Origin of the sequence: Geobacillus sp. BMUD (assembly GCF_013096845.1) — a bacterium.
GTDB classification, from domain to species: domain Bacteria; phylum Bacillota; class Bacilli; order Bacillales; family Anoxybacillaceae; genus Geobacillus; species Geobacillus vulcani.
The window spans coordinates 73,406-96,455 of sequence record NZ_SDLA01000007.1; the positions used below are offsets into that span (position 1 = coordinate 73,406).

22 protein-coding genes are annotated in these 23,050 nt (G+C 52.5%); 20 read left to right on the forward strand and 2 right to left on the reverse strand.

The window, feature by feature from the left end; genetic code table 11:
* The first annotated feature begins 263 nt into the window (after positions 1–263).
* The 8 genes from ETC05_RS10015 to ETC05_RS10050 all read left to right on the forward strand — a co-directional run bounded on the left by ETC05_RS10015 (position 264) and on the right by ETC05_RS10050 (position 10,750).
* Positions 264–1,001, forward strand: coding sequence for an ABC transporter ATP-binding protein (locus ETC05_RS10015; RefSeq protein WP_031405429.1), 738 nt, complete (start codon positions 264–266; stop codon positions 999–1,001).
* Positions 998–2,212 carry an ABC transporter permease gene (locus tag ETC05_RS10020; RefSeq protein ID WP_031405427.1) on the forward strand — a complete coding sequence of 405 codons (1,215 nt, stop codon included), beginning with the start codon at positions 998–1,000 and terminating at the stop codon, positions 2,210–2,212. The genes ETC05_RS10015 and ETC05_RS10020 overlap by 4 nt, the downstream gene beginning before the upstream one ends.
* A 144-nt stretch (positions 2,213–2,356) precedes the next feature.
* On the forward strand, positions 2,357–3,757 hold the full coding sequence (locus ETC05_RS10025) for a hypothetical protein (RefSeq protein ID WP_171660915.1): 1,401 nt from the start codon (positions 2,357–2,359) through the stop codon (positions 3,755–3,757).
* A 204-nt stretch (positions 3,758–3,961) separates the two neighbouring features.
* A complete protein-coding gene (gene hemE, locus ETC05_RS10030) occupies positions 3,962–4,999 on the forward strand; it encodes a uroporphyrinogen decarboxylase (RefSeq protein ID WP_171660916.1) in 1,038 nt (345 codons plus the stop codon).
* Between the two features lie 16 nt (positions 5,000–5,015).
* A complete protein-coding gene (gene hemH / locus ETC05_RS10035) occupies positions 5,016–5,966 on the forward strand; it encodes a ferrochelatase (protein WP_031405420.1) in 951 nt (316 codons plus the stop codon).
* The gene (hemY, locus tag ETC05_RS10040) at positions 5,959–7,398 is read left to right on the forward strand and encodes a protoporphyrinogen oxidase (RefSeq protein WP_031405418.1); all 1,440 of its coding nucleotides are present in this window, start codon (positions 5,959–5,961) and stop codon (positions 7,396–7,398) included. The genes hemH and hemY overlap by 8 nt, the downstream gene beginning before the upstream one ends.
* 319 nt (positions 7,399–7,717) lie before the next feature.
* Positions 7,718–8,290: a TetR/AcrR family transcriptional regulator gene (locus ETC05_RS10045; RefSeq protein ID WP_031405416.1), complete on the forward strand. Its 573-nt coding sequence runs from the start codon at positions 7,718–7,720 to the stop codon at positions 8,288–8,290.
* Between the two features lie 72 nt (positions 8,291–8,362).
* On the forward strand, positions 8,363–10,750 hold the full coding sequence (locus ETC05_RS10050) for a YhgE/Pip domain-containing protein (protein ID WP_171660917.1): 2,388 nt from the start codon (positions 8,363–8,365) through the stop codon (positions 10,748–10,750).
* Positions 10,751–11,043: 293 nt separating this feature from the next.
* Here the strand turns inward: ETC05_RS10050 and yhfH are convergent, their stop codons facing one another.
* A complete protein-coding gene (gene yhfH / locus ETC05_RS10055; protein WP_071880150.1) occupies positions 11,044–11,181 on the reverse strand; it encodes a protein YhfH in 138 nt (45 codons plus the stop codon).
* A 151-nt stretch (positions 11,182–11,332) separates the two neighbouring features.
* Between yhfH and ETC05_RS10060 the strand changes: the two genes are divergently transcribed.
* From ETC05_RS10060 to ETC05_RS10080, 5 genes are all read left to right on the forward strand, one after another.
* Positions 11,333–12,067 carry an MBL fold metallo-hydrolase gene (locus ETC05_RS10060; protein WP_031405412.1) on the forward strand — a complete coding sequence of 245 codons (735 nt, stop codon included), beginning with the start codon at positions 11,333–11,335 and terminating at the stop codon, positions 12,065–12,067.
* Positions 12,068–12,205: 138 nt separating this feature from the next.
* A complete protein-coding gene (locus ETC05_RS10065) occupies positions 12,206–13,750 on the forward strand; it encodes a fatty acid--CoA ligase family protein (protein ID WP_171660918.1) in 1,545 nt (514 codons plus the stop codon).
* 127 nt (positions 13,751–13,877) lie between these two features.
* Complete coding sequence (locus tag ETC05_RS10070; RefSeq protein WP_031405409.1) at positions 13,878–14,885, forward strand: ABC transporter substrate-binding protein; 1,008 nt, start codon at positions 13,878–13,880, stop codon at positions 14,883–14,885.
* Between the two features lie 159 nt (positions 14,886–15,044).
* Positions 15,045–16,037 carry an ABC transporter permease gene (locus ETC05_RS10075; RefSeq protein WP_171660958.1) on the forward strand — a complete coding sequence of 331 codons (993 nt, stop codon included), beginning with the start codon at positions 15,045–15,047 and terminating at the stop codon, positions 16,035–16,037.
* The gene (locus ETC05_RS10080) at positions 16,003–16,800 is read left to right on the forward strand and encodes an ABC transporter ATP-binding protein (RefSeq protein ID WP_031405404.1); all 798 of its coding nucleotides are present in this window, start codon (positions 16,003–16,005) and stop codon (positions 16,798–16,800) included. The genes ETC05_RS10075 and ETC05_RS10080 overlap by 35 nt, the downstream gene beginning before the upstream one ends.
* A 147-nt stretch (positions 16,801–16,947) precedes the next feature.
* On the opposite strand, the gene dat is transcribed toward ETC05_RS10080, so the two are convergent.
* Positions 16,948–17,799, reverse strand: coding sequence for a D-amino-acid transaminase (dat, locus tag ETC05_RS10085; protein WP_031405402.1), 852 nt, complete (start codon positions 17,797–17,799; stop codon positions 16,948–16,950).
* Between the two features lie 262 nt (positions 17,800–18,061).
* On the opposite strand from dat, the gene ETC05_RS10090 reads away from it, so the two are divergent.
* From ETC05_RS10090 to lepB, 7 genes are all read left to right on the forward strand, one after another.
* A complete protein-coding gene (locus tag ETC05_RS10090; RefSeq protein ID WP_031405400.1) occupies positions 18,062–18,778 on the forward strand; it encodes an AzlC family ABC transporter permease in 717 nt (238 codons plus the stop codon).
* Positions 18,771–19,076: an AzlD domain-containing protein gene (locus ETC05_RS10095; RefSeq protein ID WP_031405398.1), complete on the forward strand. Its 306-nt coding sequence runs from the start codon at positions 18,771–18,773 to the stop codon at positions 19,074–19,076. Before ETC05_RS10090 ends, ETC05_RS10095 begins: the two co-directional genes overlap by 8 nt.
* Positions 19,077–19,368: 292 nt before the next feature.
* Complete coding sequence (gene aceA / locus ETC05_RS10100) at positions 19,369–20,655, forward strand: isocitrate lyase (protein ID WP_031405396.1); 1,287 nt, start codon at positions 19,369–19,371, stop codon at positions 20,653–20,655.
* A gap of 175 nt (positions 20,656–20,830) precedes the next feature.
* Positions 20,831–21,025: a hypothetical protein gene (locus tag ETC05_RS10105; RefSeq protein ID WP_031405394.1), complete on the forward strand. Its 195-nt coding sequence runs from the start codon at positions 20,831–20,833 to the stop codon at positions 21,023–21,025.
* Between the two features lie 120 nt (positions 21,026–21,145).
* Positions 21,146–21,679 (forward strand): competence protein ComK, encoded by a 534-nt coding sequence (locus ETC05_RS10110; RefSeq protein ID WP_031405391.1) that lies wholly within the window; start codon positions 21,146–21,148, stop codon positions 21,677–21,679.
* Between the two features lie 102 nt (positions 21,680–21,781).
* Positions 21,782–22,405 carry a TVP38/TMEM64 family protein gene (locus ETC05_RS10115; protein WP_031405389.1) on the forward strand — a complete coding sequence of 208 codons (624 nt, stop codon included), beginning with the start codon at positions 21,782–21,784 and terminating at the stop codon, positions 22,403–22,405.
* Entirely contained in the window at positions 22,402–22,956 is a 555-nt protein-coding gene (gene lepB, locus ETC05_RS10120; protein WP_031405388.1) for a signal peptidase I, read from the forward strand. The genes ETC05_RS10115 and lepB overlap by 4 nt, the downstream gene beginning before the upstream one ends.
* The last annotated feature ends 94 nt before the right edge of the window (positions 22,957–23,050 follow it).

Consider the following 23,050-nt stretch of genomic DNA (forward strand, 5'->3'; position numbering starts at 1 on the left):
GGCTCGTTGCTTCCCAGCAACGAATGTGATGGTCGCTCCCTAGGAACGTTTACAACGTTTTGCGGCTCACAACGGTGTCTTTGACGAACACCCCATTTCAGATGGATCGTCCATCGACTTTTTGATCCCTCATCCCCTCTTCGCTATTTATCATGCCCGGCTTGAGTGAGTTTATGCAAAAGAACGGCGTGATCTTTTTTTGGTAAGCGAGGCTATGGTTTGGTACAATGGGGATAAACGCCGAAACGGAAAGGGAGCAGACGATGACGCTTTTGCAGGTGAAGGATCTATCCGGAGGCTACACGGCGCAAAACGTGCTTGAAGACGTGACGTTTGCGGTCGATCGCGGCGAAATGGTCGCCTTGATCGGCCTAAATGGAGCAGGCAAAAGCACGACGATCAAACATATTATCGGTTTGATGGAACCGCGCCGCGGCACGATTTCCATCAACGGCCATCGGCTTGCGGACGGACCGGAAACGTATCGGAGGCAGTTTGCTTATATCCCGGAAACACCGGTGTTGTATGAAGAATTGACGCTTGAGGAACATTTGCGTCTAGCGGCGATGGCGTACGGATTAAGCGAAGCGGAGTATGAACGCCGCCTTCCGCCGTTGCTTCGTGAGTTTCGCTTGGAGCGGCGGCTTTCCTCGTTTCCGGCTCATTTTTCGAAAGGAATGAAGCAAAAAGTCATGATTGTATGCGCCTTTTTGCTTGAACCGCCGCTTTATATCATCGATGAGCCGTTTCTCGGCCTCGATCCGCTTGCCATTCACGCCCTGCTTGAGCGAATGAATGAACAGAAAGCGAAGGGAGCGGGCATTTTGTTGTCGACGCACATTTTGGCGACGGCAGAGCGCTATTGCGATTCGTTTGTGATTTTGCACAACGGCCGTGTCAGGGCAAAAGGAACGCTCGATGACCTTCGCCGCCAGTTCGGGCTGCGGGGGGCGTCGCTTGATGAACTGTATATTGCCTTGACAAGGGATGATGCGTCATGATTGACGCACGCCGCCTTTGGCAACAGCGTTTCCAAGCGGAATGGCGAAAACGGATTCGCTACTTGCGCTATATGTTCAATGACCATTTGCTCGTCGGCTCGCTCGTCGTGCTTGGTGGTCTAGCGGTCATGTACGAGCGCTGGGCGGCCGGGCTTCCCCACTCGTTTCCGTATCCGGCTATTGCCGCTGTTGTGTTCGGTTGGGCGGAGGCCGCTGGGTCGGTGCGCACGTTGTTCCGCGAAGCGGATACGGTGTTTTTATTGCCGATGGAAGAACGGCTGGGGCCGTATATTCAGCGGGCGTTTTTCGTCTCATGGTTATGGCAGGCGTACGGCCTTTCTTTGCTTTTGTTGTTGGCTGGTCCACTGCATGCTCGCTTTTCCCCGGTGTCATGGCCGCTTTTTTTGCTTGGTCTATTCTGCTTCAAAGGATGGAGCTTATGGGTCGCTTGGAAAGGGAGCTATATTGCTGATCCGTCTTTTCATCGCTTTAGCGCATTCGCGCGCTTCAGCTTAGCGGCGGTGTTCGTTTATTTGGCGCTGGCAGCGGCGCCATGGCCGTTGTTTGTCGTTGTCGTCGGGCTCATGGCGGCTCTTTCCATCTATTTGTCACGGCTGGTGAGAGGGAAAACGTGGAAATGGGAACGGATCATCGCCGAAGAACAGCGAGCGGCAACGGCGTTTTATCGGCTGGCCAACTTGTTTACCGACGTTTCGGAATGGCGGGAGGCGGCGAAGCGTCGGCGCTGGCTCGATCCGCTGCTCGCTTTGATTCCGTACGACAAGCGGCATGTGTTTTTTCATTTGTATGCCCGCACGTTTTTGCGCGTGGGTGGGTATATTGGCCTGTATGTCCGCCTCACCGCGCTCGGAAGTGTTCTGCTCACTGTAGTTGATCACGAATACGGGCGGGCGGCGATCGCCTTTCTGTTTCTTTATGCGACCGCTGTTCAACTGGCCGCGCTGCCTTCCCATCATCGCTATTCGCTATGGCCGCAGCTGTACCCGTTGCCGCAGGAGCAATCCGATGCTGCGGCCGTTCGGTTGCTCTCCATTCTGCTCATTGGGCAGAACACGGTATTCCATCTCGTGCTGTTGGCTGTTTCCCCAGGTCTTCTTTGGCTCGCCACTTGGTTTGGCGGAAACATATGGGGGCTTTGGTCGGCAGGGCGGTACGTGCGCTTGCGGCATGGGCAGAAGGCCGGACGCTAGCGACGATTTCGCCTGCTTTTTTCTTTTGGCGTGAGACGATGCGAGCTTTCACACCTTTTTTCCCGCTTCATATGCTGTAGTACGCCGGCCTGGGCGCATGTCCGTAGGGTCGGACTCGAAGTTGGGAAGAAAGGGGAATGGTTCATGGGTGTAGAGCTTGTAGCGCTGCACTGGATTTACTTGCTGTTCATTGTGCTCATTATTGGGTTTATGGTCGCCCGCAAAGATACATCACTCATTTGCATTGTCGGCATCTTTTTGTTGGCGGCGGTTGCTACCCATTCGTTGAGCGCAGCGGTGAGCGGAGTGTTTAACAGCTTTATTTACGCCATTACGGAGCTATTGCCGACGATTTTAGTCATCTCCATTATTGTGGCGATGAGCAAAGTATTGTCGGCCACCGGCATCAATGATGTCATGGTTTCGCCGTTTGTCCGTTTCATTCGTACGCCAGCTTGGGCGTATTGGACGATCGGAATTTTGATGATGATCATTTCTTGGTTTTTCTGGCCGTCCCCAGCTGTTGCTCTCATGGGGGCAGTTCTGTTGCCGGCAGCGGTCCGCGTCGGTCTGCCGGCGTTGGGAGCGGCGATGGCGATGAACTTGTTCGGGCATGGCATCGCGCTTTCCGGCGATTTTATCATCCAAGGGGCGCCGAAATTAACGGCCGATGCCGCCGGGCTGCCGGTCGGCGATGTCATCGCTGCCAGCGTGCCGCTTGTTTTTGTAATGGGGGCCGTCACAACGGTCACTGCGTTTTACTTGCTGCGTCGTGACATGAAGCGAGGGCGACTTGCAAGCGGAGAGGCGGAAATGGCTGCAACGGTCGATTCGACGCTGGAGAAAACAGGCCATTTACTGACGGGGCAAACGAAAAAATGGCTCGCGCTGTTGATTCCGATTTTGTTCGCCTTTGATGTCATCGCGATGTTTTATTTGCGATTGCAAGGCGGGGAAGCGACCGCCTTGGTCGGTGGGACGGCGATTTTCATTTTGATTCTCATCTCTGTTCTCGCCCATCGGCAAGAAAGTTTTGCGGAAGTGACCAATTACTTTATTGAAGGGTTTCAGTTCGGGTTTAAAGTGTTCGGACCTGTTATTCCGATCGCCGCGTTTTTCTATCTTGGCGATGCGGGATTTGTGAAAATCATCGGCGACTATTTGCCGCAGGCATCGCAAGGCATCGTCAACGATTTAGGGGTTGCCTTGGCTCATGCGGTGCCGCTGAACAATGAGGTGGGGGCGGTTACGCTCACGATCGTCGGGGCCATTACTGGTCTTGACGGTTCCGGATTTTCCGGCATCTCGCTCGCCGGTTCGGTTGCTCATTTGTTTTCTGTAGCGATTGGCGGCGGAGCGGCGACGTTGACGGCGCTCGGCCAAATCGCTGCCATTTGGGTTGGCGGCGGCACACTCGTTCCGTGGGCGCTTATTCCAGCGGCAGCGATCTGCGGGGTTGACCCGTTTGAGCTGGCGCGCCGCAACCTCATCCCTGTTGCTGTCGGTTTGGTGGTTACGACCGTTGTCGCCATGTTTCTCATCTGAACAGAAAGCTGTCCCGTGCGGCCGGGGCAGCTTTTTTGCTATAATGGGCATGAGCTGAAAAATCGGTCGATTTTTTGACAGTTCGCCTTCTTCTCTATACATTGGCGACGGAAAGCTGTATAGTGAAAAGGAGATAGGCAATGTTTGAAGGCAAGAAAAGGCGAAATCGTTGACGGGATTGTGAGGATAGAAAGGCGGATGGAGATGGCAAGACAGATCAACGATACATTTTTGCGCGCCTGCCGCGGCGAACAAACGCCGTATGTGCCGGTTTGGTATATGCGGCAAGCCGGACGGTCGCAGCCGGAGTATCGGGCGCTGAAAGAAAAATATTCGCTGTTTGACATTACGCATCAACCGGAGCTTTGCGCGTACGTCACGAGACTTCCAGTTGAGCAATATGGCGTCGATGCCGCCATTTTATATAAAGACATTATGACGCCGCTGCCGGCCATTGGCGTGGACGTTGAGATTCAGGGCGGCGTCGGGCCGGTGATCGCGAATCCAATTCGCTCGCTTCAAGATGTCGAGCGGCTTGGGGAGATTGATCCAGAACATGATGTGCCGTATGTGCTTGAAACGATTCGTCTCCTTGTCAATGAACAGTTGGATGTGCCGCTCATCGGGTTTGCCGGGGCGCCGTTTACGTTGGCGAGCTACATGATTGAAGGCGGTCCATCGAAAAATTATCATAAGACGAAAGCGTTCATGTATGCTGAACCGAAAGCGTGGTTCGCTTTAATGGACAAGCTCGCTGAGATGACCATCCGTTATGTGCGGGCGCAAATTCGGGCAGGGGCAAGCGCCGTGCAAATTTTTGATTCTTGGGTTGGCGCCGTCAATGCTGACGATTACCGGACGTTTATCAAGCCGGCGATGGTGCGCATTTTTGCCGCTTTGCGGGAAGAAGGGGCTCCGCTCATTATGTTTGGCGTTGGCGCCGGTCACTTGGTGCATGAGTGGAACGATTTGCCGCTTGATGTCATCGGCCTTGACTGGCGGCTGTCGATTCGCGAAGCGCGCCGTCAAGGCATTGCGAAAGCGATTCAAGGCAACTTGGATCCGGCGGTGCTTCTTGCGCCGTGGGACGTGATCGAAGAACGGGTGAAGCGCATTTTGGACGAAGGGATGGAACGGCCGGGCTACATCTTCAACTTAGGCCACGGCATTTTTCCGGATGTTCAGCCGGCGACGCTGAAGCGTCTGACCGCTTTTATCCACGAATATACGTCAATGAACTAAATGAGGGGGTGGCACAATGGTGAAAAAAACGGTGGGATTGCTCGTGATGGCATACGGAACGCCGTACCGGGAAGATGATATTGAACGGTATTATACACACATTCGCCATGGGCGCAAGCCGCCGCAAGAACAAATCGAGGATTTAAAAGCGCGCTACCGGGCGATCGGTGGATTGTCGCCGCTTGCGAAAATTACGGAAGAGCAGGCGAAAAGGCTCGAGGAGCGGCTAAACGAAATGCAGGACGAAGTGGAGTTTCGTGCGTATTTAGGGTTGAAACATATTGAGCCGTTCATTGAAGAGGCGGTTGAGCGCATGCATGATGACGGCATCCATGAAGCCGTCGGGATCGTCCTAGCCCCTCATTATTCCACATTCAGCATTCGCTCGTACAATGAGCGGGCGAAAGCGGCAGCGGAAAAGCTCGGTGGGCCGGTCATTTACACGATTGATCAATGGTATGATGAGCCGAAGTTTTTGCAATATTGGGGGGAACAAGTGCGAGCGACTTTTGCCGCCATGCCGGAACATGAGCGGGAGCGAGCGGTTCTGATCGTATCCGCACATAGTTTGCCGGAAAAAATTATTCAAGCCGGTGACCCGTACCCAACACAGCTCGAAGATACAGCGAAACGAATCGCTGAGCAAGCCGGCGTCGCCCACTATGCCGTCGGCTGGCAAAGCGCCGGTCAGACGCCGGAGCCATGGCTTGGGCCGGACGTACAAGACTTGACGCGCCAGCTTCATCAAGAGCGCGGCTATACGTCGTTCGTTTATGCACCCGTCGGTTTTGTCGCCGATCATTTGGAAGTGCTGTACGATAACGACATTGAATGCAAGCAAGTGACCGAAGAGATCGGCGCCCGTTATTACCGACTGGAGATGCCCAACACGAATCCATTATTTATTGATGCATTGGCGTCGGTTGTGTTAAAGCGGTGGGCGGAAGAAGGCGATCGACATGAATGAAGGGCAACGGACGGTCGTCATCATCGGCGGCGGCATGACTGGCTTGACGGCCGCTTACTACTTGCAAAAAGCGGTTCGAGAGCAACGCCTCCCACTTACATGCAAACTTGTTGAGGCGACGCACCGGCTCGGTGGAAAAGTGCAGACGGTCGTCCGCGACGGCTTTGTCATTGAACGCGGCCCCGACTCGTTTTTGGCGCGGAAAACGAGCGCATTTCGCCTTGTGAAGGAAGTCGGCCTTGAACATGCGATTGTTCATAACGCGATCGGAACATCGTACATTTTGGTCAACGGCAAACTCTATCCAATTCCAGGTGGAGCGGTGATGGGCATTCCGACGCGCCTCGCCCCGTTTTTAACGACCGGACTGTTTTCCCCGATCGGAAAGCTGCGGGCGGCGCTTGACTTCGTGCTGCCGCCGGTGAAAGTCGATGGTGATATGCCTCTCGGCCGCTTCTTCCGCCGCCGTCTCGGTGATGAAGTGGTGGACAATCTCATCGAGCCGCTTCTTTCCGGCATTTATGCTGGCGACATCGATGAGATGAGTTTAATGGCGACATTCCCGCAGTTTTTTCAGCTCGAGCAGAAATACGGAAGCCTTGTCCGTGGAGCGAGACGAACGATGCCGAAAGAGCAAAAAGAGCGAAAAGGGGCATTCCAGACGTTAAAAACGGGCTTGCAGTCGCTCGTTGATGAAATGGAAAGACGACTGGAGCCGGGCAGCGTCATCAAAGGAGTGCGCGTTGAGCGCATCGTCCGCGTGAATTCGATGTATCGACTGCGGCTAAGCACAGGGGAAACGTGGGAAGCGGACAGCGTCATCGTCACGACACCGCACCATATTGTCCCGGATCTGTTTGCCGATTATCCGTTTTTTGCCCCGTTCCGTTCAGTGCCGTTGACGTCGGTGGCGACGGTGGCGCTCGCATTCCCGGCAGAGGCGATCCGCCAGGACATGGACGGCACCGGGTTTGTCGTTTCGCGCCGCAGCGATTACACGATGACGGCGTGCACATGGACGCATAAAAAATGGCCGCACACCGCGCCGCCTGGAAAGGCGCTCTTGCGCGGCTACGTCGGGCGCCCGGGCGATGAGGAGATTGTTGACCAGCCTGATGATGAGATCGTCCGCATCGTATTGGATGATTTAAATAAAGTGATGAACATTGCCGGCCCCCCCGAGTTCGCTGTCATCTCGCGCTGGAAGCGAGCGATGCCGCAATACACGGTCGGGCACCGCGAGCGGCTGGCGCACATTAAGCGGCAGATGGCTTCTGAGCTGCCTGGAGTGTTTCTAGCTGGCAGCTCGTACGAAGGGCTTGGCTTGCCGGATTGCATTGACCAAGGCGAAAAAGCGGTGCGTGACGTGCTTCTGTATTTGCAGCAAGCACCAGTGCAACAGACGTCCGATCTGTACAGCAGCGTCCGTTAATCGACGGTTTTTCAACGCCCTGGTCCGTTTGCCGCTCACATTTGGACATCGGTGCGGCCGCCCGCCGTTTGAAGTGAAAAGCAGCGGATGGCTTGTTTGTCTCTTTTGGTTCGTGGAAGTGGTTTCCGCCGCAAAAGGGATGTGAAAAGAATGAGGGAGAGGCTTGAACGGCGCTTCTACCCATTTGCTTGGAAAGGACGGGGGTCAGGAAGAAATTCCCTCCCCTAATGCGACGGCCCTTTACATCCATGTTGTTTGATAGTATAATGAATACGGATTGACCAAATTGTTCATTTAGTCAGTTTGAAGGATGAGGAGTATGGCAAGCGACCGCAAACGGCAAATCATTGAAGCGGCGGCCCAATCGTTTGCTGAGTTTGGCTACAAGGCGACGACGATGGAACAGATCGCCAAGCTCGCCAATGTCGGCAAAGGGACGATCTACACGTTTTTTAAAAGCAAAGAGGAACTGCTCGATGAAATCGTCTCTGGACTGATTGCGGAAATCAAGGCCGAGGCAGAGATGGCGATGGATTCATCGCTGCCGTTTTCCGAAAACGTCCATCGCGCTTTGTACCGCATTTTAGAAGTCCGTCAACGCCATCAGCTGACGGCGAAGCTGCTTCAAGAAGTGCGCAATATCGGTACGGCGGCGGTGCAAGACGTGCTTGCTAAACTGGATCGGGCGATGGTCGAGTTCATTCGGCAAAAAATTGATGCGGCGGTGGAAAAAGGGGAGATTCGTCCGTGCAATTCGGAAATTATGGCGTTTTTGATGCTCAAGACGTACATCGCCTTGATCGTCGATTGGGAAAAAGATCATGAACCGTTGACAAAAGAACAAATTGCGGAATTGTTTACGCTTTATTTTTTGCAAGGGTTGTCGAGGTAGATGATCCTCTTTTTTTGTTGGAAATTGACCATATGGACAATTTGGTCATATGTTCAAGGGAGGGAGCGCCATATGCTGCGAAAAGAGTTGCGGGCCATCGTGCTCCGGCCGAAAGTGTTGATCCCGATCCTTGCTGTTCTGCTCATTCCTCTTCTGTACAGCGGGTCATTTTTATGGGCGTTTTGGGATCCGTACGGTCATTTGGACCGCCTGCCGGTCGCTGTCGTCAATGAAGACCAAGGAGCTAAGCTTGACGGCGAACCGATGCATCTTGGCGATGATGTCGTCAAGCGGCTGAAGGAAAAACATTCATTTGCATGGCATTTCGTCGGCCGAAAACAAGCTCTTCAAGGTTTGAAAAATGGAGAGTATTACATGGCCATCATCATTCCCAGCGATTTTTCCGCCAATGCGACGACGGTGCAACATGAAGCGCCGAAGCCGCTTCGCCTCATGTATATTCCAAACGAAGGGGCAAACTATCTCGTCGGAAAAATTGGCGATTCGGCTATTGCTGCTATTAAAGAAGAGATTGCCAAACATGTAACAAAAGCGTATGCGGAAGCCTTATTGTCGAAAATGAAAGAGGCTGGGAAGGGATTGCAGGAAGCGAGTGATGGAGCAACGCGGCTGCACGATGGAATTGCATCGGCGGAAACAGGGAGTAAAAAATTAAAAAATGGAGTGAGTGCGGCCAATCAAGGAAGCGCCCGCCTTGAGGCGGGAGCCAATCAGGTAAAAGACGGTTCTGCCCAACTAGCCAAATATGTAACAGAACTCTCCGAGCAGTCCATTGTGTTTGAAAATGGCTTAAAATCAGCTGCTGATGGAGCCGGGCGAGTTCAAGACGGCATAACAACATTGCGGGATGGCTTAGGAAAACTTGCCGACGGAGGCCGACGTTTGACCGACGGGCAACAACAGGCGCAGGCTGGCGCAGAACGCCTCGCTGCAGGACTTCATGAGTCGTTAAATGGCATGAAAACATTGCAATCGCGCCTTCCACAGTTAAGGGAGGGAGCAAGCCAACTTCGAGACGGGGCCAAACAATTGTCTCAAGGAATGGAAGTTTGGCAGCAAAAAGCAGGAGAAGCGGCAACGGGGGCAACGAAGGTGAGCGAAGGTCTGCAGAGATATGATGCTGCCTTGCAGGCTCTTGAAGAAAAATCAAATGATCCGATGCAAAAAGCGGTGCTGAAGTCATTAGAAGAACAGTTGCAACCCATTTTGGAAGGAAGCCAAACGGTGGCGGCCGGCATCGGAAAGTTATCCGAATCTGCCGGACAGCTGCGAGACGGTGCGTCTCAGCTCGCCAATGGGGCATCAGTCCTCGCGAGTGGTCAACAAGCTGTTCAGACGGCGTTCGATAAGCTTACCGATGGGCAACAACAGCTCGCGGCAGGAGCTGATCAACTGATACATGCTCAACAACGTTTAGCGGATGGAACAAGCCAATTAACCAGCCAGCTTGATCGCGCTTACCAAGGGGCTCAGACTCTTGCTCAAGGAAGTGGGCAATTGTCAGAGGGGATGAATAAGCTGGCAAAAGGCTCTGAACGGCTCGTCTCTGGGACTCATCAATTGGCGGAAGGGGCAAGCAAGCTGACCGATGGAGCCGAACAATTATCAACAGGCGCGTCATCCCTTCACCAAGGATTGGGCCGTCTCCTTGACGGAAGCCAGTCATTATCATCGGGGTTGGCGAAACTCGAGAAAGGGTCAGGCGAGCTCTCGCATCGTTTGGATCAAGGCGCCAAAGAAGCGGCAAATGTTCGCGCAAATGAACATGTCTATCAGATGATTGCCGACCCTGTGAAAAAAGAAAAAGAGCCGATTCATCACGTGCCCAATTATGGAACCGGATTTGCTCCGTATTTCTTATCCCTTGGATTATTTGTCGGCGCCTTGCTGCTGACGATCGTCTTTCCGCTGCGCGAGCCGGCTGAACGTCCGTCGTCGGGCGCTGCCTGGTTTTTCGGCAAATGGGGCGTGCTCGTTTTGGCTGCAGCGGCGCAAACGCTCTTGGCCGACGCATGGCTGTTGTATGGGCTTGATTTGCATGTAGAAAGCGTCGGACGTTTTCTGCTGTTCACTTGGATCATCAGCATGACGTTTATGATGATCGTTCAATTCCTTGTCACCGTGTTTGACAACCCGGGGCGATTTCTTGCCATTTTGCTATTGATTGCCCAGTTAGTTGGAAGCGCCGGCACGTACCCGATCGAGCTCGTTCCGAGTGCATTGCAGTCACTCCATCCGTGGTTGCCGATGACACATGCCATCCGTGGGCTGCGAGCAGTCATTTCAAGCGGAGATTTCTCGGTCATGTGGAAGGAAGCGGCGATCTTAATAGTTACAGCGGCAGCTTTTGCTTTTGCGACTCTCTTGTATTTCCGCCTGTTGTATCGCCGCCGTTATACAGCATCGGCCCAAATGGAACAGACCGCACAAGCGCAATAAAGTTTGAAGAAGGTGTTCCTAAAACGATGGGACACCTTTTTATTTGGAAAGACGTATTAAGGAACAACGCGAAGCGTTTCGTTTAAAAGAAATTCTCACTGCATCGGATGAGAGGAGAAGCATCTGGACTGTTTGGTTTGGATTAGGTTTAAAAAAGAAAGGACAGCCATAAGACGGGGCAAAAAAAATGCCTCCTTGTTGGAGACAGCCAAGAAAAAAGGCAGGCTGCATTGGGAACAGCCTTCACGCCAGCGGGGCAGCTGACGTCGTGACGCAAGAGATGCCCCGCTTACCTATTGGCGGTAAGCGGTGCCAAGGCAGTCAGAGCATGTGTTGCCGTAGCATTCATGTTGCTCGTCGATCTCTTTGCCGCAGTGCGTGCATTTTTTAGGTGGTAAGTTTCTGAAAAATTCTAACACTTTGATCAACATTCCAATCCCCTCCGTTGTCTTGGTAAGTTCATTGTATTATAACACAAGGAAAAATGTCAATATGTGTTTTAAAACAAAAATCAACAAAGATGAAAAAATGGGTGTGGTCGTGTATGATGAAGACAAAACGAATGGAAGGAGAGAACGGAACATGAAATTGACGGTCATCGGCTATTGGGGAGGATTCCCTGCGGCGAATGAAGCGACTTCTGCCTATTTGTTAGAGCATGACGGGTTTCGTCTGCTCGTTGACTGTGGGAGCGGAGCACTAGCCAAGCTGCAAAATTACACGGCTGTTGAAAATTTGGATGCCGTCATCATTTCCCATTACCATTACGATCATATCGCTGATATCGGCCCGCTCCAATACGCGCGTCTCATTCAAAAAAATTTAGGAGCCGACTTGCCGGTTTTGCCGATTTACGGCCATGCGGAAGACGAGACGGCGTTTGCCCGCTTGACGCATAGCGGCATCACCGAGGGGATCGCCTATGATCCGGACAAAGAGCTGGCTGTCGGGCCGTTTTCGCTCACCTTTATGAAAACGGTCCATCCCGTGCCATGCTACGCCATGCGCATTACTGCCGGCGGCAAGACGGTTGTGTATACGGCCGATTCAAGCTATATACCGGAGTTTCTTCCGTTTGCTAAAGGAGCCGACTTGCTCATTTGTGAGTGCAACTTTTACGCCGGACAAAACGCAGCGCCGGCCGGGCATATGACGAGCGAGGAGGCGGCGGCCATTGCGGTGGGAGCACGTGTCGGAGAATTATGGTTGACGCATTTGCCGCACGTTGGCCGGCACGAGCAGCTGGTTGAGGAGGCTGGCCGGACGTTTCGCGGCGTCATCCGCCTCGCCCGCACCGGATTGACGTGGGCGCAATAGAGCAGCATTCAGGAAAGGAACAGCAAAGGAAACGCTTTCTCTTGTCCTTTGCTGTTCTTTTTTTTATAATGGATATAGTTCGAATTTTTTTACTTATAAAATGAATGGTCATTCATTCATTTTGGGGGAGGAGCTCATATGAACGTCACGACGCGATTGGCGCAAATCGCCAAACAGTTGCCGGAGAAGGAAGCGTATGTCTTCATGAAGGAGCGGTGCACGTACGAACAATTGAATGAAGCGGCTTCCCGTTTTGCCGACGGGCTGGCGCAGCTTGGCATTCGCCGGGGCGACCATGTCGCCTTGCTGCTTGGCAACTCGCCGCAGTTCGTCATCGGTTTGTACGGGGCGCTGCGGCTTGGGGCGACCGTCATTCCCATCAATCCCATTTACACGCCTGAAGAAATTTTTTATATTTTGCATAACGGCGATGTCAAAGCGGTGATCGGCCTCGACCTGCTCGCCCCGTTGTTTGCGAAGACGAAGAAGCGGCTTCCGCTGCTTGAGCACGTGATCGTTTGTGAAACACCGGAAGGGAAGGAAAAAGCCATTTCCCTGTCGGAAGGAATGAAATCGTTTGCAGAAGTGTTAGCGGACGGCAGCCCGGATTTTACCGGCCCTGAACTGGATGATGATGATGTTGCCGTCATTTTGTACACATCAGGGACGACCGGCAAGCCAAAAGGAGCGATGCTCACTCATAAAAACATATACAGCAATGCCCAAGATACGGCCGATTATTTAGGCATCAATGAAAATGACCGCGTCATCGCTGCGTTGCCGATGTTTCATGTGTTTTGCTTGACTGTGGCGCTCAACGCCCCGCTAATGAACGGCGGAACGGTGCTCATTATGCCAAAGTTCAGCCCAGCAAAGTTGTTTCAGCTAGCCCGAGAGGAAAAGGCGACGATTTTTGCCGGCGTGCCGACGATGTACAATTTCCTTTATCAGTATGAAGGTGGAAGCGCGGACGATTTGCGGACGCTTCGCCTTTGCATCTCAGGAGGCGCTTCAATGCCGGTCGCTTTGCTTGAAAACTTTGAGAAAAAGTTCAACGTCATCATTTCAGAAGGATATGGGCTTTCGGAGGCGTCCCCTGTCACCTGTTTCAATCCTCTTGATCGGCCGCGCAAGCCTGGTTCGATCGGAACGAACATTAAAAATGTTGAAAATAAGGTCGTCAACGAGTACGGCGAGGAAGTGCCCGTCGGCGAAGTCGGAGAGCTCGTTGTCCGCGGGCCAAACGTTATGAAAGGGTATTACAAAATGCCGGAAGAAACGGCGGCTGCCTTGCGCGACGGCTGGCTGCACACCGGTGATTTGGCGCGCATGGACGAGGACGGCTATTTCTATATCGTCGACCGAAAGAAAGAGATGATTATCGTCGGCGGCTACAACGTGTATCCGCGCGAAGTCGAAGAAGTGCTGTACAGCCATCCAGATGTCGTGGAAGCCGCCGTGATCGGCGTGCCGGACCCGGACTACGGCGAAGCGGTGCGGGCGTATGTTGTCTCGAAAAATCCAGAGTTGACGGAAGCAGAGCTGATCGCTTACTGCCGTGGGCGATTGGCGAAATATAAAGTGCCGAGCGCGATTGACTTTTTGGACGAACTGCCGAAAAACGCCACAGGAAAAATTTTGCGGAGAGCGTTAAAAGAACGGTTCGCTTCTTCGTATGCTTGATAGTGCTGAATTTTCAGCACTTTTTTCTTTTTTTGAATAGTATATTGAAAATAAGAAGAGAAATTTATATAATTTAATGCATAAAAGTTTAAAAGGACTAAATTTCACTACATAGGGGGATGGGATCGTGGGTCAATCGATTCGGCGGTTCGCCGCAGTGTGTGCGGCCAGCTTTTTGCTGCTTAGCGGTTGCAGCGGCGCGAAAGAGACGGGAAGCAGCCAAGGAAGCAATGGGAAGAGTGAGAAAGAAAAGACGTACAAAATCGGCGTGACACAAATTGTTGAGCATCCATCGCTCGATGCGGCGCGCAAAGGATTCCAGCAAGCGTTAAAAGACAAAGGGCTGTCCGTTGAGTATGACGTGCAAATCGCCCAAGGCGACCAAAGCAACAACCAAACGATCGCCAACAATTTTGTTTCAGACGGCGTCGACTTGATTTTTGCCAATTCAACGCCAAGCGCGCAGGCGGCGCTCAATGCGACAAAAGACATTCCGATCGTGTTCACGTCGGTGACCGACCCAGTCGGCGCGCAGCTTGTCCAATCGATGGAAAAGCCGGGCGGCAATGTGACGGGAACGACCGATACGCATCCGGAGGCCATTCCGAAAACGGTGCAGTTTATTGACAAATATATCAAAGGCAACCGCGTCGGCATGGTCTACAACGCCGGCGAACAAAACTCCGTCGCTCAAATCGAGCAGGTGAAAAAGGCGATGCAAGGAACAGATTTGCAAATTGTCCCGGTGTCCGTGTCGACGTCGGCAGAAGTGAAACAGGCGACCGAATCGCTCGTCGGCAAAGTCGATTGCCTATACATCATCACCGACAACACCGTCGTCTCGGCGCTTGAGTCCGTCATTCAAGTGGCGAATGAGCACGACATTCCGCTTTTTGTCGGCGAACTCGATTCCGTCAAGCGAGGCGGTTTTGCGGCGTACGGGTTTGACTACTATGACATCGGCTACGAAGCTGGGGAAATGGCGGCGCAAATTTTGCAAGACGGCAAAAAGCCAGCCGATTTGCCAGTGCAATATCCACAAAAATTGAAGCTTGTCATCAACAAAAAGGCCGCCAAAGAAATGGGCATCGAGCTCAATCCCGAATGGGATTCCCTAGCGGAATACATTGAATAAACAGGGTTGATCGAGAAGATCGTTTTTCTCAAGGATGATGCGATGTATTGTTTTGCGAATATGTCTTGCGCACATATAACGATGATCTAAAAGGGTGTTCCGTTGCTTTGGGACACCCCTCTCGTCTTCAAAAGGTGGGTGAAGTTCGTGTGGACAGCCATGTTTAGCGCTGTTGAAGCAGGATTGATTTACGCGGTCATGGCGCTCGGCGTCTATTTATCGTTTCGCATTTTAGATTTTCCCGATTTGACTGTTGACGGCAGCTTTGTCACTGGCGCGTCCGTCGCCGCTGTGCTCATTGTCAATGGGGCCAACCCGTTTGCCGCCTCAGCCGCGGCGCTGTTGGCCGGATTTGCCGCTGGGGTGTTGACTGGGCTTTTGCATACGAAAGGGAAAATCAATCCACTGTTATCCGGCATTTTAATGATGATCGCTTTGTATTCGATCAATTTGCGCATTATGGGCAAATCAAACGTGCCGCTCTTGCAGCAGGAAACGGTCATCACCAAAATCACCGCCCTCTGGAAGCAAGCTGGGTTGGATGCGGCGCTCAATCAGCTCATTTCCTTCACTGGCTTTGCGCCGCGGACATGGGCGGTGCTTGTATCCATGACGGTCGTGGCGCTGGCGGTCAAATGGCTGGTGGATTGGCTGTTGAAAACGGAGGTGGGGATCGCTTTGCGGGCGACCGGAGACAACAAGCCGATGGTGGCGAGCTTTTCCGCCAACACCGATTGGTTGATCGTGTTCGGCCTTGGACTGTCGAACGCACTCGTGGCGCTTTCCGGAGCGCTCGTCGCCCAGTATGGCGGATTCAGCGACGTCGGGATGGGAATCGGGATGATCGTCATTGGGCTCGCTTCCGTCATCATCGGCGAGGCGCTGTTTGGGGCCCGTTCGGTCACACGCGCAACATGGGCGGTCATCGGCGGCGCCATCGTCTATCGCCTCATTTTGGCGCTTGCGTTGCGCGTCGAGTTTTTGGAGACGGGCGATGTGAAATTGATTACCGCGCTCATTGTGATGATGGCGCTCATCGTGCCCAATCTGTTGGCGGCGCAAAAAGAACGGCAGCGGAGAAAGCGGAGGACCAAGGAGCTTGAGAGGGGGGAGACCGTTGCTGGAGTTGAAACGAATTACAAAAGTGTTTAACGAAGGAACGGCTGACGAGAAAATCGCCTTGCGCGGCATTGATCTGACGTTGGCTCCCGGCGATTTCGTCACCGTCATCGGCAGCAACGGCGCGGGAAAGTCGACGCTGATGAACATCATTTCCGGACGATTGTCCCCGGATGTCGGCGAAGTGTGGATCAACGGCCGCAATGTCACGGCGCTCAAGGAACACGCGCGCGCCCGATACATCGGCCGCGTCTTTCAAGACCCGATGGCCGGCACGGCTCCGCATATGACGATTGAGGAAAATTTGGCGCTCGCCTACAATCGGACGAAGCGGCGCACACTGCGCTTCGGTGTTACAAAGCAAAAGCGCGAATGGTTTCGGGAAACGCTAAGCACGCTCCATTTAGGATTGGAGGACCGGCTCACAGCCAAAGTCGGCCTTCTTTCCGGCGGGGAGCGGCAGGCGCTTTCCTTGTTGATGGCGACGTTTACAAAACCGGATGTGCTGTTGCTCGATGAACATACCGCCGCCCTTGATCCGGCGCGGGCGGAGCTTGTGACCGAGCTGACGAAGCAAATTGTGGAGGAGCACCGCCTGACGACGCTCATGGTCACACATAACATGGAGCAGGCGATTCGCCTTGGCAATCGGTTGATCATGATGGATGGCGGGCAAATCATTTTTGCTGCAGAAGGAAAGGAGAAAGAGGAGCTGACGGTCGAGCGGTTGCTTGAGGCATTCCAACGCATCCGCGGCAGCCAGTTCGCGAGCGATCGCGCCGTGCTCAGCTCGTAAACGAGGCGAGGGGCTGACCCAAACGGTCGTCTATCTTCAAGACAGACACAACATAAAGTGTGAAACAAGAAGCCGATGCGTATATACAGTGATGAAAGAGGGTGTCCCGATCCTTTTGGGACTCCCTCTGTTTGTTGGAAAAACTGATCAAGTCGTTTTCGTTGCTTGCCGATAGGCGGCTTGCAACGCCTTTGTCACCGTTCCTGAAATTCCGTTCCCGATTACCGTTTCGTCGACTTGGATGATCGGGGTGATGGCTGACGTCGTGCTCGTTAAAAACAGTTCGTCCGCCTTGGCAAGGTCGGTGGTGGAAAACGCCTCTTCGACAAATGGGATGCCGAGCTCAGCGCAAAACTGCTTCACTTTCGTGCGGACAATGCCGTTTAAAATTCGCTCAGTGGCTGGATGGGTGTACACTGTTTCATTTTTGACAAGGAAAATGTTTGATGAGCTGCCTTCGGTCACGATGCCGTCGCGATGGAAAATCGCTTCAAATGCCCCGCGCTCAACCGCTTCTTGTTTGGCCAATACGTTGGGCAATAAGTTCAAGCTTTTAATGTAACAGTATTCCCAGCGGACATCTTTCGTCAAAATCGCGCGCACCCCATGTGTCATTTCCTCGGTTTTCCGCGCCATCGGCTGGATGTAGGCGTACAAATTCGGCCGGTTTTCGGCTGGGAACGCATGATGGCGTGGGAAACTGCCGCGCGTCACCTGCAAATACAAAATCGCATCTTCCTGCACATCGTTGAGGCGGCGAAGCTCCTCAAGCTGTTCGATGAGCTCTTCGCAGCCAAACGGAACGGATAGGCGAATGGCGGCCGCTGAACGGTACAGCCGATCAAGATGCTCGCGAAGCCAAACGTATATCCCGTTATATAAACGGACGACTTCGTAGACGCCATCGCCGAATTGCAAGCCGCGCTCTTCCATCGGGTACGTTACTTGTTCATAACGGAGAATGCCGCGATCGGTCAATACATACCGTTTCACTGACATGGACGTGCACTCCTTTTTTGCAAAAATCCCGCATCGGTAAGCCGTGATTTTCATGTCCGAGTGGAGGGCAACACCTTTCCCATGGATCTTTTCTGTTGCCATCAATCATGAATCAGTTTGATTATATCATAGATTCGTCTCTTTCGGCGTTGATCTCGTGTTTGGCGTGAGCGGAAACAATGGATGGACGTTCGGGTTGCGAAATGAGACGAATTTTTAGACAATAAAGTTATCAATCTAGTCAAATGGAGGGGATGAATGGATGGAAACGACATGGGCAGCCGGCAAAATGGCGCCGTTTCGCCAAGGGGTGCAAGCAGGAGTAGCGATCGCCATCGGCTATATGCCGATCGCGCTGGCGTTTGGGCTGCTCGCCAAAACAACCGGACTGACGTTCGCCGAGACCGTGCTCATGAGCATCGTCGTCTTCGCCGGCGCCTCGCAATATATCGCGTTAAGTCTGCTTGCCGCTGGCACCGGGGTGTTTGAAATCGTGCTGACGACATTCATCTTAAACATTCGTCATTTTTTAATGTCGGCGTCCCTTAATGAAAAGGCTGAGCCGGACGCGCTTTGGAAAAAAGCGTTGTACGCCTTTGGCATTACCGATGAGACGTTTTCGGTGGCGGCGATGAAAGAAGGAACGATCGACGCCTCGTATATGTTCGGGCTCATTGCCATGGCGTATGGCAGTTGGATCGTCAACTCGGGCATCGGTTATGCCGCTGGGTCCGGTTTGCCGGAAAGTTTGCAAGAAAGCATGTCCATTGCCTTGTATGCCATGTTTATCGGCCTGCTTGTTCCAGCGTTGAAAAAACAGCGGAAAATCGTCTGGCTGGCGGGGCTGTCGGCTTTATTCAACTCGATCGGCACGTTTGCTCTTCACTTGTCGAAAGGCTGGTCGATCGTGTTGGCTACCTTGTTGTCGTCGGTCATCGTTCAATGGCTGACGAAGGAAGGGGGAAACGGCGGTGAATAGCACGATCGTATGGATGATCATCGGCATGGGAATCGTGACGTATTTGCCGCGCTTGTTGCCGTTTGTGTTGCTCGGCCGCGTCGGTCTGCCGCCGTTTTGGCAAGGAGTGCTGAAAAACGTGCCGTATGCGGTGCTTGGGGCGCTCATTATTCCGGATGTATTTTTCATCCAAGAGGATTTGTTGTTCGGCGTTGTCGGCTTTGCGGCGGCCGTCATCACGGCCTGGTTGGGGGCCAACGTCATGATCGTCGTGCTCGCGGCGGTTGCGGCGCTCAGCCTGTATTCTTTCTTTGCATGAACCTGAGGCTGATCCAAAACGCGAGTGCGTTTTGGGTTAGCCCCCTTTTCCTTTTGCGACAGGTATGCAAACCTGCTGCTTGGTTATGACAATTCCTCCATAATCGCCTCGTATACCTCATCGACATGAAATCGAGATGAGGAAAAAATCGCGGTATTGATGAACAATATAAGACCATTTTCCTAATTGAAAAAAGTTTCAAAAAAATGCTTGCACTTTTGTTTCTCTGTTATATAATAAAATCGTAAATAAAATAATGTAATATAACAATAGAGAGATGGGGGAAGGAAAAATGGCGTCATTTGCTGAACGTGTCCGACAATTAGAAGAAACCTGGAAAAACGAGGAGCGCTGGAAAGGAATCGTCCGTCCGTACAGCGCGGAGGATGTCATTAAACTGCGCGGCTCGCTTGACATCGAGTATACGCTCGCTCGACGTGGGGCGGAAAAATTATGGAAGCTGCTTCATACAGAAGATTACGTCGCGGCTCTTGGCGCGCTGACTGGAAATCAGGCGGTGCAACAAGTGAAAGCAGGCTTGAAGGCGATTTATCTAAGCGGTTGGCAAGTGGCGGCCGACGCCAACCTCGCCGGACAGATGTATCCGGACCAAAGCCTGTATCCGTCCAACAGTGTCCCGCATGTCGTCAAGCGAATCAATCAAGCGTTGCAGCGCGCGGATCAAATTCAATACTTAGAAGGAAGCGGGGACGTGGACTACTTTGTACCAATCGTGGCCGATGCCGAGGCGGGATTCGGCGGCCAACTGAACGTTTTTGAGCTCATGAAGGCGATGATTGAGGCCGGAGCGGCCGGCGTCCATTTTGAAGACCAGCTGTCGTCGGAGAAAAAATGCGGCCATTTAGGCGGCAAAGTGCTTTTGCCGACGCAAACGGCGATTCGTAACTTGATCGCGGCGCGGTTGGCCGCCGATGTCATGGGGGTTCCGACGGTGCTCATCGCACGAACTGACGCGAACGCTGCTGATTTGATCACAAGCGACATCGATCCGCGCGATCAAGCGTTTATCACTGGGGAACGGACTCCAGAAGGGTTTTATCGCACAAGAGCTGGTTTGGATCAAGCGATCGCCCGCGGGCTTGCCTATGCGCCATATGCCGACCTCATTTGGTGCGAGACGAGCGAGCCGAATTTGGATGAGGCGCGCCGATTTGCCGAAGCCATCCATGAGAAATTCCCCGGCAAGCTGCTGGCGTACAACTGCTCGCCGTCGTTCAACTGGAAGAAAAAATTGGACGACGAAACGATCGCCAAATTCCAGCAAGAGCTCGGCAAAATGGGATACAAATTCCAATTCGTGACATTGGCCGGCTTCCATGCGCTCAACTACAGCATGTTCGAACTGGCGCGCGGCTACAAAGAGCGCGGCATGGCGGCGTACGCCGAGCTGCAGCAAGCGGAGTTTGCCGCCGAGAAGTATGGCTATACGGCGACGCGCCATCAGCGCGAAGTCGGCACGGGCTATTTCGACGAAGTCGCCCAAGTGATCTCTGGCGGCCAATCGTCAACCGTCGCTTTGAAAGGATCGACCGAAGAGGAACAGTTTACGACAGCGTAATGCAAACCGATCGCAAACGAAGACGAAAGCCCGGCTTGACCGGGCTTTTTCCGTGAAAATGCAGGACTGACGCGGATTTTCATCCCCGGGTGGAGGGCAAAAGGTTGCCCATGGATCTTTTTTGTGTATAAAAGGAAAAAGATGGAGCATCCTATAGGCGTAGGGAGGCGATGGGATGGAAAAAAACAAAAGCAACCTGCCGGAGCTGATGCCTGCCGAGTTTCGTGTCAGCACGGATCTTCATTTTGAGCAATGGTCGATGAATGAAGAGACGTATGCTGGCGACTCGGTCGGCGAGCATACCGCGTTGGAACAAGCGAATGAATATTTAGCATCCAAAGAAATCGGCCAAACGTTCGAAAACTCCTAGAACGCCCATGACGATTGTCATGGGTTTTTTCATTAGATTTTTTGCAAAATATAGAAAAATATAACTGCTGATGGTATGATAGGAGTAGTGAGCGAGTTGATTAAGAGAGGAGATGAACGGATGAAAGTCAATGAATTCATTGTATTGGAGCAATTCATCGTAAGCCGTTATACGATGGCGATTCTCCCATACTTTTTAAACAGCGATGTGTATGCGAAAGTCATTGAAGAGGACGGCGAATATATCATCAAACAAACGCCGATTGACATTATTAAACATAGTTGTGATTATTACGGAAGCAGCTTTCAAGGAAGAAAAGAAGGAACAAAAGCCGTCATTGGCATTACTCATAAAGCGCCGATCGCCATTGAACCAGCCAATGAAATTTACGTATTTCCAACCGCCTCTCCGCGTGACTCCCGCTGCGTTTGGCTCTCGCACATGCACGTCTATCGGTATGAGCCTGCCAAATATGAGCGGACCATCGTTTATTTCCGCAACGGAAAAAGCATATCCCTCGATGTTTCCTGCAAATCGTTCATCAACCAGCTATACCGAACGGCTCAACTTCGGACAAAATTATCCGAGCGGATGGAAGCGAGGGAGCGCAAACTCCAATACATATTTCGCATGCAGCAAGAAAAACAGAGCTAGCTGAACAAATTGATAAAAATGGATTTTCCTAAAGATGAGTTCAAATTAGGCGCCTGGACGTGTAAAATAAAGATATAAACGGCATTTGAATGGGGAATAGACATGGATATGGAAACAATCAGACAATGGTTCACGCTCGACAGCATCCTTTCCCTGCTCGAACAATACCGCTCTTTCGGCGTGCTTCCCGGCATCGCAGCGACGCTGCTTGAGTCGTTTTTTCCCATTTTGCCCATGTTCGTCTTCGTGATGGCGAACGCAGCGGCGTTCGGACTATGGAAAGGGTTTCTGATCTCTTGGCTAGGCGCTTCACTTGGCTCGCTCATTGTGTTTTGGCTGACGCGGAAAGTGGGGCAGAAGCGTTTTTTTCACTTTGTCCGTCGCCACCCGAAAGTGCGGCAATTTATGCATTGGATTGAGCGACACGGATTTGGTCCGCTGTTTTTGTTGTATTGCTTTCCGTTCACCCCATCGGCGCTCGTCAATATTGTTGCTGGGCTGTCGCGCATCAGCCGCCAGCAGTTTGTATTGGCGGTGCTGCTAGGAAAGATGATCATGGTGTTTACCATCAGTTTTATCGGCTATGACTTAGAGGCGCTCATCCGTCAGCCGTTGCGCACGGCGATGATCGCCGTAGTCGTTCTGTTGCTTTGGTATGCCGGAAAACGGGTGGAAGCGCGATTTTCATTGACGGAAAAACAAGGCGGCGAGGAGGGCGGGGAGTGACAAAGCAAAAGGAAAAAGAAAAACGAGGCCGCCGATGGCTTTGGTTTGTTGCTGCTTGCATTGTCGCCGCGCTCCGGTTGTTCGTGTTCAGCAATTACGTGGTGGAAGGGAAATCGATGATGCCGACGCTAGAGAGCGGCAATTTGTTGATCGTCAATAAACTTTCCTACGACATAGGGCCTATTCGCCGGTTTGACATTGTCGTTTTTCACGCCAACAAAAAGGAAGATTACGTTAAGCGAGTCATCGGTCTGCCTGGCGATCGGATCGAGTACAAAAACGACGTCTTGTATGTCAACGGAAAAAGAGTTGACGAACCGTATTTGCGCCCGTATAAGCAAAAGTTGCTTGATGGCAGGCTGACCGGGGATTTTACGCTTGAGGAGGTGACTGGGAAAACACGGGTGCCTCCCGGCTGCATTTTCGTTCTTGGCGATAACCGGCTTAGCAGCTGGGACAGCCGCCATTTTGGGTTTGTCAAAATCAACCAAATTGTCGGCAAAGTGGACTTTCGCTACTGGCCGTTTAAACAGTTCGCCTTTCAGTTTTAACCTCTGTCCGAAAGAAGTCTTCCGCTTCTATAACGAAGTGAAGCTTCGCAGACCAATAAATGGGATCCTTCGAAGCGAGGTTGTTCAGCCGTCC